14 protein-coding genes are annotated in these 14,586 nt (G+C 28.7%); 5 read left to right on the forward strand and 9 right to left on the reverse strand.

What is annotated here, in order from left to right:
* Positions 1-25 precede the first annotated feature (25 nt).
* A complete protein-coding gene (locus ACSVC9_RS11300; RefSeq protein WP_446897592.1) occupies positions 26-1,510 on the reverse strand; it encodes a hypothetical protein in 1,485 nt (494 codons plus the stop codon).
* Positions 1,511-1,680: 170 nt separating this feature from the next.
* On the opposite strand from ACSVC9_RS11300, the gene ACSVC9_RS11305 reads away from it, so the two are divergent.
* Positions 1,681-2,457 (forward strand): hypothetical protein, encoded by a 777-nt coding sequence (locus ACSVC9_RS11305; RefSeq protein ID WP_446897593.1) that lies wholly within the window; start codon positions 1,681-1,683, stop codon positions 2,455-2,457.
* Between the two features lie 254 nt (positions 2,458-2,711).
* Here the strand turns inward: ACSVC9_RS11305 and ACSVC9_RS11310 are convergent, their stop codons facing one another.
* Positions 2,712-3,446, reverse strand: coding sequence for a hypothetical protein (locus tag ACSVC9_RS11310; RefSeq protein WP_446897594.1), 735 nt, complete (start codon positions 3,444-3,446; stop codon positions 2,712-2,714).
* A gap of 74 nt (positions 3,447-3,520) precedes the next feature.
* Positions 3,521-4,036 carry a hypothetical protein gene (locus ACSVC9_RS11315; RefSeq protein WP_446897595.1) on the reverse strand — a complete coding sequence of 172 codons (516 nt, stop codon included), beginning with the start codon at positions 4,034-4,036 and terminating at the stop codon, positions 3,521-3,523.
* 602 nt (positions 4,037-4,638) lie between these two features.
* Between ACSVC9_RS11315 and ACSVC9_RS11320 the strand changes: the two genes are divergently transcribed.
* On the forward strand, positions 4,639-5,208 hold the full coding sequence (locus ACSVC9_RS11320) for a flavin reductase family protein (RefSeq protein ID WP_446897596.1): 570 nt from the start codon (positions 4,639-4,641) through the stop codon (positions 5,206-5,208).
* Positions 5,209-5,218: 10 nt separating this feature from the next.
* Here the strand turns inward: ACSVC9_RS11320 and ACSVC9_RS11325 are convergent, their stop codons facing one another.
* The 4 genes from ACSVC9_RS11325 to pdaB form a co-directional block, all read right to left on the reverse strand.
* Positions 5,219-6,598: an MATE family efflux transporter gene (locus ACSVC9_RS11325; protein ID WP_446897597.1), complete on the reverse strand. Its 1,380-nt coding sequence runs from the start codon at positions 6,596-6,598 to the stop codon at positions 5,219-5,221.
* Positions 6,599-6,758: 160 nt separating this feature from the next.
* A complete protein-coding gene (locus ACSVC9_RS11330) occupies positions 6,759-8,831 on the reverse strand; it encodes a helix-turn-helix domain-containing protein (RefSeq protein ID WP_446897598.1) in 2,073 nt (690 codons plus the stop codon).
* A gap of 153 nt (positions 8,832-8,984) precedes the next feature.
* Positions 8,985-9,698 (reverse strand): single-stranded DNA-binding protein, encoded by a 714-nt coding sequence (locus ACSVC9_RS11335; RefSeq protein ID WP_446897599.1) that lies wholly within the window; start codon positions 9,696-9,698, stop codon positions 8,985-8,987.
* 109 nt (positions 9,699-9,807) lie between these two features.
* Complete coding sequence (gene pdaB / locus ACSVC9_RS11340; RefSeq protein WP_446897600.1) at positions 9,808-10,563, reverse strand: polysaccharide deacetylase family sporulation protein PdaB; 756 nt, start codon at positions 10,561-10,563, stop codon at positions 9,808-9,810.
* A gap of 191 nt (positions 10,564-10,754) precedes the next feature.
* Between pdaB and ACSVC9_RS11345 the strand changes: the two genes are divergently transcribed.
* Positions 10,755-11,282, forward strand: a complete 528-nt coding sequence (locus ACSVC9_RS11345; RefSeq protein ID WP_446897601.1) for a DUF4364 family protein — start codon at positions 10,755-10,757, stop codon at positions 11,280-11,282.
* A 4-nt stretch (positions 11,283-11,286) separates the two neighbouring features.
* Here ACSVC9_RS11345 and ACSVC9_RS11350 read toward each other — a convergent pair whose 3' ends face one another.
* Positions 11,287-12,174, reverse strand: a complete 888-nt coding sequence (locus ACSVC9_RS11350) for a YncE family protein (RefSeq protein WP_446897602.1) — start codon at positions 12,172-12,174, stop codon at positions 11,287-11,289.
* 150 nt (positions 12,175-12,324) lie between these two features.
* Between ACSVC9_RS11350 and ACSVC9_RS11355 the strand changes: the two genes are divergently transcribed.
* Both ACSVC9_RS11355 and ACSVC9_RS11360 read left to right on the forward strand, forming a co-directional pair.
* Positions 12,325-12,594: a TIGR03905 family TSCPD domain-containing protein gene (locus tag ACSVC9_RS11355; RefSeq protein ID WP_446897603.1), complete on the forward strand. Its 270-nt coding sequence runs from the start codon at positions 12,325-12,327 to the stop codon at positions 12,592-12,594.
* 28 nt (positions 12,595-12,622) lie between these two features.
* Positions 12,623-13,765 (forward strand): pyridoxal phosphate-dependent aminotransferase, encoded by a 1,143-nt coding sequence (locus ACSVC9_RS11360; RefSeq protein WP_446897604.1) that lies wholly within the window; start codon positions 12,623-12,625, stop codon positions 13,763-13,765.
* Between the two features lie 53 nt (positions 13,766-13,818).
* On the opposite strand, the gene dapB is transcribed toward ACSVC9_RS11360, so the two are convergent.
* Complete coding sequence (dapB, locus tag ACSVC9_RS11365) at positions 13,819-14,574, reverse strand: 4-hydroxy-tetrahydrodipicolinate reductase (protein WP_446897605.1); 756 nt, start codon at positions 14,572-14,574, stop codon at positions 13,819-13,821.
* Between the last annotated feature and the right edge of the window lie 12 nt (positions 14,575-14,586).

The following is a 14,586-nucleotide window of genomic DNA, read 5'->3' on the forward strand; positions in this document are numbered from 1 at the left end:
GATCAATCAGAGTTCTAAATAAATTTTATATGTCATTATCTTTCCTCTTAAATAACTTTTTCAATAATGGTAGTTTTCTTTCCAAATCCAGCTCTTCTCTAAGCCTTTTATTTTCTTCTGATAAAAAATCTATCCTGTCTTTCAGTTCTTTGCTACTTTTATCCTTCTGTTCAAGTTTATATTTAATACTCTTTGTAGTTTTTCTTTGATTCTCCAGCTGCTGTCTCGTTTCATTAAGCTCTTTTTGTATATTCTCCTTGACCTCCATAAAAAATTTGCAGTTTTCTTCTAATCTTTTTTTTTGCTCAACAACCTTTGCAATTCTGTTCTTATATTCATCTGTAATTTGCTTCTTCTTTTGCATATGAATACTGAAAGAATCTATCTTCTCTTTTAAAATACTATTCTCATAAAATATGTTTCTAAACTTCTCCTGTATTTCCTCAATACTTTCATTTTCTCTCCTTATGTTTAGAGTTTTGTTATTCTTTACCTTACTCTGCTTTTTTGTAATACTTTCTGATAACTCTTCAAACGAAAATAGGTGCATTATCTCATTATGTTCATTTTCAGCAGCATAGATCATATTAGCTGTCTCACTATTTGGTGTTTGTATAAAATTGAATATCTTAATCCTCATTTCAGGTTCTTTGTCCAAACAAACAGATTCGCTCCACTTGCCTAGTTTGTAATTAGAGCAAAATATATCCTCTTTTTCTTTCCAGCAGATATAAATCTTACTTTTTACATAAAATATAATAGGATCAGTTGGTTCTATCTCACCTTTATAGATTTTATATTCTTTCATATCTATGTTATCTTCAATATGAACATGATCCAGAGAGTATATTGTTCCATCTTTACTATCATTAATTATCTCAAATCCATTATTTACATACAATATCTTAAATAATATATTATTACCTTGCAATCCATAAAGTCTTTGGGCAGTTGTCCATGAATTACCATACTGACAGTAATTCAAAGATATTTCATTTCCACTATCTGAAAGAAAAAAGACATGAATAAATTTATTTTTCTCTACAAGTACCTCATAATATTTTTCAATTTTATCTGAAAGTACTATGTGTTGAACAGTATAAATCTTCGTCTCAATTCCATTCCACGCACAGTGTTTTAAAATTCCTCGTTTACTGCTTCCCGATGCTACTAGCAAATAAAACAAATGCATTTCTCCATTTAAAATTACAGTTTTTAAATCCTCTATAGTGAATCCATTTTCTTCTACAAGATAAATTATTTTGCCAAACCATTTACCTTCCTTGTTAGTACAATATTTTATTTCATTGTTTTTATTTAAATAAATTATATGAACTATTTCGCTTTCAACACATATTGTAAATTTAGTTACTTCTGTATCGATAATTTTTTCTTTTGACCATTTATTTTCTTCCTGCATTATTCTGTAAAGCAGCGAATTATTATAATCTAGATATATTTTCCATAAAAAATTATTGATATTAAGTATCCAAGGATAACTACTTTCCATAATATCATCCACCCCCTTTAATTATATTTTGATGAATTCAATTTATACCTCATGTAAACAATAAAAATTTTATAAAGTAACTTACTTAATATCACAACTATAATATTTCCGCATAATATATATCGTAAGTAATGTATTATCACCATAATCTTTTATAAGGAGGAAAATCAATGTCCATAAATTTCGATAAATTTGTGCCTCGTCCCGGTCTTGTAAATAAACAAGGACGTTTGCCAGATCCTTCAGAACTAGTTTGTGTTGAAGTTCCAAAAGTTTTTGACCAATGTCTAATTAAAAGATGCCTTTCTTATTGTAAAGGACCTGACACAAATACAACAGACTGTGAATTAAGAAGCAATCCATTAGATAATCCAAAAATATTTATTGGCTGCAGGGATTTTAAAATTACATTAAAGTCGGTTGATAAAATTCCAATTCGAGGTAAAGAAGGTTTCAAAAAATTAATTATTTGCTATACTATTTCATTCTATGCTGACTATGTTGATTGCAATGCAACAAACAAAAGCGAATTATTTGAAATTAACAGGCAGGATGTAATAGGCAAATTTTACTGTCCAGATTCTTTAGTTCAAGTATCTGATAGCAATATACATTTCAATAATCAAAAAAAGCAAGATACAAATATAATAAAGCTTGAGATGGTAGCAGAGGCACTTCAGACCTCATTTCATCAGGATGATGATTGTGTTGTTTTAGATATAACTTTAGGGTATTACATTGTTGTTAAATGCGAACTCATAGTTCAGCTCCTTATACCAGCTTACAGTTATTGCCCTGCTCCTAAGGAGCCATGCCCATCTGAGCCTGAAGAAAATGTATGTGAAAAATTCAATAAAGAACCGATACCAAAATTCTACCCAGACCAGAATTTAAAGCCTCTATTCCCTGATTGTGATCCTATTTCGGATAATAAACAACTCAATTAAAATTTACATCGATAATAAAAATTCCAATTAAAAAAGATGTGCTCCAAAGTACATCTTTTTTAATTGTATAGTTCTCTAAATAAGAAAATAAACATCTGGTATTTCCCAAATGTCTACTTTCCCCTCTAAGCATTAATCTTAGGACAAATACTATTATATATGTAAATTATAACCATTTCAAGTATTAATTGTTAATAACCTTGTTTTATATTTCACCCTATACCATCCCCCAATTTAGGAGCTGCTTGTCCACTTTATCTTTTTAAACTAAATTCACTTTTCTGACAATTAATACATAATGTGTGTCCAAATTTACTTTTACTGTAGTTTGCAATATTCTCTGTTATTTCTGCACCGCATTTCTCACAATTGTATTTATTTTTGGACAATATTTCTCCCACTGTGGTCTTATCTAAAGAATACCTTGTTCTATGATTGTTATCTTCAATCCTAAGCGAATTAATTTCTCTATTATCATTATATCCTATTGATTTAACCTTAAAATGTATCTTCGGTGATAAGCTTAAACTATTTCCTTTTTGAAAAACTTCCCCATCTTGTAGATTGATCCATATAAATGGTGCAGTATAAAGCTCCCTACCAATTCCAATATTAAATCCAGCTCTCTTAAAACTATCTGATGCCTGACCTTTCTCTTTTTCAGTATGGCTTTCAACTCCAACATCCTGTTTTCTAATCCATTCTTTCTTATCATCATCCCATATATCTATATTACAGAATAAATTGCCATTTATAAGCTCGTGTGTTCTTCTCCACCCAGTCATTCCAAAAGTTTCATCTAATATTCTCATATCAACCCTAGCATCTTTATATAGCAACAACACACAACCTGTAATATTATTAGTCTTTTTTATACTCTGTATCCTTACTTCAATTTCTCCTGCTTTTAGGAGTCTTATTCCCTGCATTTTTAATCTTCCTCCTTTCAAATATATTTTGCCCTTCAAGTCTAGAATTATATATTCCATATTATGTATTATAGGATTAAATTACAATATTTTTACCTGAAATAGCTTTTGACTATTTCAGGCTTAATATACTCCTATTTAATTGTTCCAGCCGTACTTTTTATAGAGATGAGAGTTTGTTTCAACTGCGAATTTTCTGCCTGTAAAGTTATAAGCTTCTGCTTAATGTTCTGTAATTGCTCATTCCTTCGGGCCTCATCTTTTGGTGAATGTCCAAGATCATTGACTGCCCCTTGAATAAAGTCATCAATTAGCTTTTTCTGATTATTTGTCGGAATTATATCTATTTCCGTAAGTGCATTATATACCGTATTTTGTGCAGCTGTAAATTTTTCCTGGTCTGTTTTTAAACTTCCTGAATGTTCCAATTGTTCAGCTGCTTTTACTCCTGCCACTGCTTTCTGCTCAATCCAATCAATTACTGCTGCAGCAGGCTTTAATTCCGATAACTCAAAAATTTGCCTTGTAGTATTCAGCTCTTTATCTCTATCAATATTCTTCTCTTTTAAAAGCGATATAATCCCAAATATACCGCCAATTATGCCTACTAAAATCCCACCTATTGCTATAATATTATTTATATCAAACATATTTATTTTCCTCCGCTCTTCATAAAATTTATATTGGTTAAATCAAGTTAATTTGCACAAATTATTTTGTAAAATCCCCTTCAATTCTCAGTGTATTAAATAATACAAAAAACGGTTATTATAAAAAATTTAAATTAAGAAATAATCTGAAATATAATAAACATAATCACATTTAGAATCATCCAACCAAGGCTTAAGATCAAGCCTATTGTACTAATAACTATTAATCCCTCATTGGAAGTTTCATAATCATTTATTTTATTATCTGAATAGACCTTGATATATATAACAGAATAGACAAATAGTATTATTGAACTTATTATACTCAAAATAATATTATTAAAAATAATATTAATTATTATCAATAGGACACAAATTAATGGCAAAAAAATTATTTGTCTTTTGTAGTCTTTTTTCATTTACTTTACCTCTCTATATAAATAATTCACTTAGGCTGTACTTCTAGTATTTTACAGCTATACTTTAATATTACTACATAATTAATATAAAAAGCAAAAATATAATAATTTTAGATTTTACTTATATCCATATATTAATTATAATTGCTTTATAAAAATTAATTATAAATTTGGAGGACATAAATGAATAAATTAAATTTCAAAGGAAGTGTAATGCTGAACCCTGCGCCAGTAGTCCTTGTTACTTCTAAGAATTTATCTAATAGATTAAATATATTTACGGCCGCATGGGTCAGTACAATTTGTACAAAAGATCCCATTATTGCAATGGGAATAAGACCTGAAAGACTTTCTTATAAATATATAAAAGAAAGTGGTGAATGTGTTATAAATCTTCCAACAAAGAATATGGTCAAAATTGTAGATTATTGTGGTGTTGTTTCAGGTTTAAAGGAAGATAAAATAAGGCATTTTAATTTGCATCTTGATAAAGGTGTTTATGTCTCCACCCCTTCGCTGCAAATCTCTCCAATAGCTCTAGAATGTAAATTAAAATCAGTTACTCACCTTGGAACACATGACCTATTTCTATTAAAAATATTAAATGTCAAAGTTGACGAAAATCTATTGGATTCAAATAATAAAATATGTTTCAACAAAGCAAATCTTATCTGCTATAATCACGGAGAATATTATGCTTTAAATTCAAAACCATTGGGTTCCTTCGGTTTTTCAGTAAGAAGAAAAAAATAATTTTTAAATTTTATTTTATAGCAAGAGTAGACTTTAGATTCTGAGGTTCATTTTCATTTAATGCCTTATTCAAAAAATAAGCAGCTGTTAACGCAGCTGACCCATCTGCTATAGGATAAGCATACCAAAGTCCTTTTAACCCAAATAGCTGAATAAACAACAGGGATAATGGGATAAATATTATTATTTCCTTGTATATTGAAAATAGAAAACTTTTTTTAGCTTCTCCTATCGCCTGATAATAATTTATAACTATATAATATATTCCTGTGAGAGGAACTAAAAAGATGCTCAACCTAAATGCCTTTACTGTATGATGTAACAAATTTATATCATTCAAGAAAAATCCTATTATGTAGTTTCCAAATACAAGAAATACTAACAGACATGAGAAAGCTGCTAATAATATAGTTTTAATTGAGATGGTCAGGACACTTTTAATTTTGGAGTGATCTTGAGCACCACAATTATAAGCTATTATTGGCTGTATACCATAACTTATACCTATTATTATTACATAAAGGAACATTGAAACCTTGGTTATTATTCCCATCATCACTATTGCAGAATTACCTCCCTGCTCATACAGTATATTATTTAATACAATGGAAACAAGTGCATCTTCAAATTCTATTACAAAAGTTGAAAATCCAACAGTTATTATATTAATTACAATATTCATTTTAATAGATTTAAAAATGGATTTAATAGATACCAAAATATTGAATTGTACTATAACCTCTTTGAATTTAAAAAATGCAAAAGTAAACGCACTTATCTGGGATATCACTGTAGCTATTGCCGCTCCTTCTATTCCAAAATTGAATATAACTATTAAAATATAATTTATTGCTATATTTAGGGTAACTCCTACCAAATTAGTATATAATAATGTTCTGGTTTTTTTTAACGTTGTCATTATATAACATGCAACTACGGACAACGCCTGAAAAATACCTCCCAATAATATTATAGACACATATTTGTCAACTAGTATATATGTTAATTTATTAGCACCAAGTGCAAAAAATATTGGATTTCTAAATATAAAAATTATAAATGATATAAATAACAATACTATTCCCGTAATTCCAAGAGATGCAAGTGTTATCTTTCTGAATTCCTCATTTTCTCTCTTTCCTAAACTTCTAGCACAATAGGTAGAACTTCCTACGGCTATTAGCAATCCGGAAGCTATAAGCAATTTTTGGATTGGATATGCAATTGTAATTGCTGCCAGAGCGTCTATACCAATATAATGCCCTACATATACTGTGTCAACCACATTGTAAAGTTCTGAAACAAGCAAAGCTAGAATAGATGGTATAGCAAATTTGAAAATCAGTCTAGTTGTTTTTTCTTTTGCAAAACTTTTGTTGTCAATTTCCATAAATTTCACTCCAAATTCATTATTAATTATAAAATTAATCTCTACTTAAGTTCTCTGATTAAATTATAATATTTATTGAGTAAAATCTACATTCACTTAAGCGCTAATAAAAGTGTACAATACTGCTTTATTATAAAGACAACTGTGATATAAAAATAACTTAATAAGTTTCCTTTATCAATATAAGTATGGCACCATATCCCTTTAAACTAGTTTGTATATTATATATAGTACTTTTCCTAAAGCTCTTAAAGTTTATATCTGGAAAAGCAGCCTTGTGAAGAATCTGTTTTTCTTCTTTGGTGAGTCTTTTTGGTTTTCCCATATCAATCCAGTAATTATATGAGGATCCACAGTTCTCATTTATTTTATAAGTAGTGACCCTTATTGGAAAAGGTATATTGACTATATTTATTGAAAAGTTCTGTTCAGTTGCATTTTTCATTGCCCTGAGTTTTGAAAAACTTTCAAATGGAATTAATTTATCTATATCATCATCATAATTATAAATTAAAATCTGATATTCTCTATACGATTTAGTAACTATATATCCTTCACCTTTGGAAACCAAAATATTTCCAAGTTTATTCATTAAATAATAGGCATAATAAGATGGCTTTTTTATTCCTTTATCATTTATAAGTCCAGGATATCCAAAGAAAACTTCATTCGTCAAATCAATTTGCCTGTCAACCACATCAAATGCTCTCAAAAAGTTTAGTGAACAACTTTTATTTATTGAACTATTTATAATATAAGGTACCATATAAGCTGTATCATATATATAATCTATAGTACTACCCTCATAAAAAAACAAGTTATGTTCTATACTCAGATCATATTTATTTAACATAATTTCGATTATTTCATTTATTAAATTCGAACTTATTTTTGAATCAAATTGAAATTTAAACAAATGTAGATTTAACCCATCCAATTCAGAAAAATAATTTAGGAAAGATTCAATCGCAAATAAAAATTCTGAATCTGAAAACCCCGTATCATCCAGTACTATAAGAGGCAGAAGATCAATAGTATTCAGAAATTCAAATACATCTCTATTTCTATTCCAGTTGTAGAACTTAGAATTGGGAAATATACACATATCCGTACTAAACACATTGAATATCCTTCCATATTTGAATTCAATTTCCTCTTGAAAAATTTCAAGTATTTTTTTATTATCCTCAAGAAGTACATCAAAGGCATCTCCAATATTCAATATATTTTTAAAATTCTTAATAAATTTTCCAAGATCCTTCCCCATATTTATATTTATTTCAGTTATTTTTTCTCTATAATTAAATCTATCATAATCCTCCAGGTAATAATTTATATACTGAATACATTCATTTAACTCATAATATTTAATGACTTTTCCCTTTTGAAGTTTTTCATCATCAATTTTGAACTTTTTTCTATATTGAAATGGCGTATACTTATATTGGAGTTTAAAATGTTTATTAAAATACCTTACATGTGAAAAACCAACTTCTTCTGAAATTTGTGATATTGTTTTATCTGTATCCAAAAGAAGCTTCAAAGCCTCTTCAATTCTATTTGAATTTAAAAGATCAGTAAAACTATAGCCTGTAGCATCCTTTATCCCATGTGACAAATAATCAGTACTTAAAAATTCTCGTTTGGCTATATCCTGAAGAGTTATATTGTCATTATAGTTGTTAAAAATATACTTTGAAATTCTATGATATCTTTCTAATTTCTCTTCGTTCCCCTTTAATTCTTCATTTTCATATATTAAATAATGAAAATTATTTATAAGATAATACAAGAGATCTATAAGAATAGATTCTATCTCTTCATTATAGCTATCTTGTTTTTGAACTGATTCACAAGTTATCCTTGCTAAAAATGTTCTTAAAATATCATATATATTATTTTCCTGGGCCATATCATCCGTAGTATTCGTAAAGAAAAACATATTTTTTATATCACTGTAGTATTTTTTAAAAAATAAAGGGTCTATATGAAATATTAAAACCAGATTTGTAGTACTATTACTTACAATTGCATGAGTTTCATCTATATTTACTATTTCTATATCATTTTCTATAAGTTCATACTTGTCAGCTTCTATTGTAATAGTAAGATTACCCTGCAACACATAAAGTATTTCTATAGAATCATGCCAATGCAAAGGATAGTTTGTTATATCAGCTAGTGATATTAAAACAGGAACATCAGTGGGATAATTTATATATTTCCTTCTCATTAACCTATCTCCTTATATTTAACTTATATATCATTATTATAATTGTTTATTTACACAATTAAAACAAAATCCTATTATTTCAATCTATAAAAAAAGGCCTTTGCAGGCCCAAATTTTTCATTTATTATATTTAAATGAATTCTCGATATATTACTAAGAAATACGTTTATTTTTTAAATTATTATTCTTGTCCTTATCCATATTATCTATTTCTCCATCATTAGATTCATTTAAACCTTCTTCTGTTACCTTATTTATCTTTTCCATCTTTGATATGGAAACCTCATAGGCAACTTTTTTTACAGTTTCAGATTCTGATATTTTTTTCTGATATTCTCTACTTTGGAGCCTCCCCCATACTCTTATATTATCACCAACTTTTAATGTTCTACAAAATCTAGAATTTCTTCCCCAGGCTATAGTTGGTATGTAGTCTGATTTATTATAGGCTCTATTAACTGCAAGCAACATATCTGAAATTTCTCTACCAAATGGAGTTGTTCTATAAACCGGTTCCTTACATATAAATCCATCAAGAAAAATTTGGTTGGGATTTTTGCTTTTCTCCGTACATAAACTTATATTTCTTGCAAATACAGTTAAAATAAGTCTATTCGCTCCATCTACAAATTTATTATATGATCTCAATTGCCCCTCAATTGTTATCTGTGTTCCTATTTTAATATCTATATCATTTATTAATCTTTCTGAAATTGTTATAAATAATATATCGTCTGCATCGCTTAATCTAGGAACTTTAATATGAAAAGTATAAAAACCTTCGCCGTACATTTCATGACTAAAATTAAGTTCAGAGATCACTTCTCCTTCTAGATAAATCTTGTTGTTTAACATAAGATTTTCCATCTAAACCCCTCTTTCCATTAGTTTTAAATTAATTCATCTACATATAATTATTCATTTTAAATATGAAATATACTAAAATAAGTATAAATTGTAATTATTTAATTAAAAGTTAATTAGCAATTTGGTTGCCATAGTTGTCTATACTATAGTTATCCTTATAAATTAAATCTCCAACTGTGACAAACTTGTAGCCCTGACTTTGAAGCTTTTCTATTATTTTAGGTAGGTTTCCAGGAGTATATCTGGCACTATTATGAAACAATAGTATTGAACCCGATTTTGTATTTTTAATTATACGTTTGTATTCCACGTCGGACCCCTTTTCCATCCAGTCAACACTATCAACATCCCACTGTATACAATAATATCCTGCATTTTTAACTGTATTTATTACAGAATTATTATAAGCACCTGCAGGGCATCTAAAAAGTTTTGTGCCATTACCTGTTGTCCTCCTTATCTTAGCCTCATTTATATTTATATCCTCCAGAGCCTTGTCTGTTGACAGCATAGTCATATTTGGATGTCTATTTGAATGGTTCCCTATTTCATGACCTTTTTCCGAAAGTTTTTTTAACATATCAGGATATTTATCCACCCAATCCCCTACTACAAAGAAAGTAGCTTTAATTTTATATTTATCAAGTATTTCAAGTATTTCCTGAGTATGTTCTTCATTTCCAAGACTTACGTCAAACGTTATAGCTATTTTTTTTTCGTCTGTATTTACATGATATATTGGTAATTCTCTGCCCCCAGTAATGAAAACCCCTACAGACCTATGACTTGTAAACAAAAAAAACAGTGCACCTATAAATATACATATACAGGTTATGGACAATTTTATTAATGTTCTCGACTTCAAAAACATACCTCCCAAATTGTTCTTATATTTTTATATAGTATTTCAATTCAACAAATATTACACTAAATAAAAAATTATTGAACAACCAACTGAAAATAAATGAAATTTCCATTTTATTTATTTTCATATATTTTATGTTATAATTAATTAATAAAACATTATAATATTTTAATTCAATGGGGTGGATGTTAATGTCTGAAAATACTCTAGAATTAGCAGAAAATAAACTTCTTTTACTATATATATTCAAAAAAATAAAGGTTCCTGTATCAAACAATAAGATTACACAAATTATACTTGAAAATAATCTTATAAACTATTTTGTATTACAGCAATATATAGGCGAACTCCTGACTTCCAAATTTATAAAGTATATCGATCCAGATACTGATCACAGAATGTGCATTACAAAAAAGGGCATAAAAGTGTTAGATCTATTTGAAAATATGATATCATCAGATAAGATACGTATGATAGATGAATATCTCAAAAAACATCTGGAAAATATAAAAAAAGATATCTCAGTTAACGCTGATTATATTTTAGAAAATAAAAATAATTTCATGGTAAATTTAATTGCTGTAAAAAACAAAACTACTCTGATAAATATAAAGTTATGTGTGAATTCAGACAAAGAAGCCAATAAATTATGTGAAAAGTGGAAAAGTAACTATCCCGATATATATTATAATATTATCCAGTTACTTCTTGGAGATTAAAAGATCAGTTTAATACCATACCTGTGGGTTCTGAACCTATGGGTATAAATTGTTTAGTATCATTTTTAATATTTAATTTTATCAAGAGATTATTATAGTTGTCTCCAATATATAAATTGTCATTATATTTTAACAATCCTGCTGGCATTCCACCTACTATGATCCTTTTCTCCTCCTTGTAGTTATTTATATCTACTACACTCACAGTTCCATCTCCAAAGTTCGATATAAAACAATACCTACTGCTACAATATATATCCAAAGGTGAATTTCCAACTACTATCCTATTTATAATCTTATAGTTCTTAAGTGATAATACAGATATGCTCCCTCTAAACTCAGATCCCAAATTGCTTTCACACACTATTATATGCTCACCATCTGTTGTGAATATAGCCTTTGTAGGATAGGAACCTACTTTTATATTTTTGATATTACTTCTATTCGTACAATCTATAAGCGTTATTGTATCATTTTCCATATTAGACACTAAAAGTAACTTTTTATTCACGTTTAAGCATATGCTGTGGGGGAGATTTCCACAAGGTATCTGCTCAATTACCCTCTTTATGGCAAGATCAAAAACTACCAAACTATTTGAATCGCCACATATGATATATGCCTTGCTACCTAAAGTTACTATATCATTGCAATGAGAACCTATATAATAGCTTTCCTCTTGAATATTATTTTTTAAATTTATTATTGATATGCTGTTGCTGTAATTATTTGCCGTTATAATTTTGTCATCCTTAATGCATATACCGCGGGGACCTACTCTGTTGCCCAACTCATCTGATCTTAAATGGATTTTATTTTCAACCTGAAAATTACTTAAATTAACCTTGGATATAAAATCAGAAGAAGTACTACATATATAGATATGATTCAATATCATCACCCCCTACAAATATAATATGAACATCTCTTAAAAAGTGTAATAATAAAGTAAAATTATTTTTAGACCACAGTTGTATAATTGCTTATGATTATATATAATAAACCTGTAAATTGATAAAATATGAAATGTGGTGGTAATAATATGTATAGTTATAAACCAAAAGGAGTTTGTTCGAAACAGATAAATTTTGATATAGTTGATAATAAAATTACCCATGTAAGTTTTGTAGGCGGATGTAACGGAAATCTTAAGGGCATTTCAAAACTTCTCGAAGGAATGAATGCAGAAGAAGCAGTAAAAAAGCTGAAAGGTATTTCATGTAATGGTAAAGGGACTTCATGTCCTGATCAATTTGCCAAAGCCATAGACAGTCTCGTTTTAAAAAAAGAAATATCCAAAATAAATAGTTAGCCGAATACAATTTACAGGGAGGTATATCTTGAATAGTTTAATATCTACAAATGTTCAAAAAGTTGAAATATCAGGTATAAGAAAATTCTATAATAAAGTTGAAAATTATCCAGATGCAATATCCCTTACTCTTGGTCAACCCGATTTTAATGTCCCACCTGGAATAAAATCAGCAATTATAGAAGCTATAAACAATAATAAAACTGGTTATACATCCAATGCTGGCTTAATAGAACTTAGAAGAGAAATTTCCTGGTACTTGCAATCTTTAAACATAAATTATGATAGTAATGAAATTTGTCTTACTATAGGTGGAAGTGAGGCTCTCATGGACGTTTTTTCTGCACTCATAGATGCAGGAGACAAGGTTCTTATACCAACGCCTGCATATCCTGCTTATGAAAGTTGTGTAAAAATAATAGGAGGTCATGTTGTAAATTATAAACTAAAAGATGATTTTTCTATTAACTTTGATGATCTAGAAAATATATTAGAATTAGAAAAGCCAAAAATACTTGTTGTATCCTATCCCTGCAATCCGACAGGTGCAGTTTTATCTGAAAAAGATAATGCAAGACTACATAGGTTGATTAAAAAAAATAATGTTGTCGTTGTAAGTGATGAAATGTATGCAGCACTTTGTTTTTATAAAAATTATTATTCTATAGCTCAGTTTGAGGATATAAAAGATAGAGTAATACTGGTAAGTGGTTTTTCAAAAATGTTTTCCATGACCGGACTCAGATTGGGATATGTATGTGCCATGGATAAATTTATGAATGCAATAATGAAAGTCCATCAATACAATGTATCATGTGCCCCATCTATTGTACAATGGGGAACAGTATATGGACTTAAAAATTGCATGGCGGATGTAGATTTCATGAAAAGTGAATTTATAAAAAGAAGAGACTATCTTTATAACAGACTTAAAAAAATGAATTTTGATGTAAATCTTCCCATGGGTGCTTTCTATATATTCCCATCTATAGAAAAATTTGGACTCAAAAGTGAATACTTCTGTGAAAAATTATTAAAGGAGGCCAAAGTAGCCATTGTACCAGGTTCTGCTTTTGGACAAGGCGGGGAAGGTTACATAAGAATATCTTATGCATCATCCATAGATAAGATTAAACTGGCAGCGGATAGAATAGAAAAATGGCTCAAATAGTATAAAACTAATACAGACTTTTCAGTCGGGACTGAAAAGTCTGTATTAGTTTTCTATCTGTTAATTGAAATAACATCATCCATTGAATAGAGACCTGGTTTTCTTTTATACATAAACTCACAAGCCTTTAGAGCACCTACTGCAAATACTTCCCTTGAAATAGCAGTATGCTTTATTTCTATAGTTTCTCCTTTACCTGCAAACATAATTTCATGCTCCCCTACTATATCACCACCTCTTATTGAATGAATTCCTATTTCATTGTGAGTTCTTTTTTTGATTCCTTGACGTCCATTTGTTAACTCAATATTTTCGTCTATAGAATCCCTTATAGTATCTGCAAGCAAAAGAGCAGTTCCACTTGGTGAATCTACTTTCTGGTTATGATGGGCTTCAACTATTTCTATATCAAAATTTTTATATAATAGTGAACTTATATTTCTCAATACACTGTTTATAACATTTATTCCAATCGACATGTTTGCTGATCTAAATATAGGTAATATTTTCGATGTATCTTCAATTTTTTTTATTTGGTCGTCAGTGTAACCTGTAGTACACAACACCATACCTATATTATTATTTTTCCCATATTCAATAAGTGAATCCAAGGAATCTGGCCTTGAAAAATCTAAAATTACATCTGCAGGAACATTACAACTGTTTATATTCTGGAAAATTTGATATTCCTCTTTGCTGCCATTTCTATCCACGCCTGCAGCGATGCATATATTTTCACTATTGTCTGCCAGCCTGGATACTACCTTGCCCATTTTGCCATTACATCCATTTAATATTACTTTAATCATTTACATACACCT

The sequence above is a fragment of the Clostridium sp. LBM24168 genome (genome assembly GCF_052953915.1).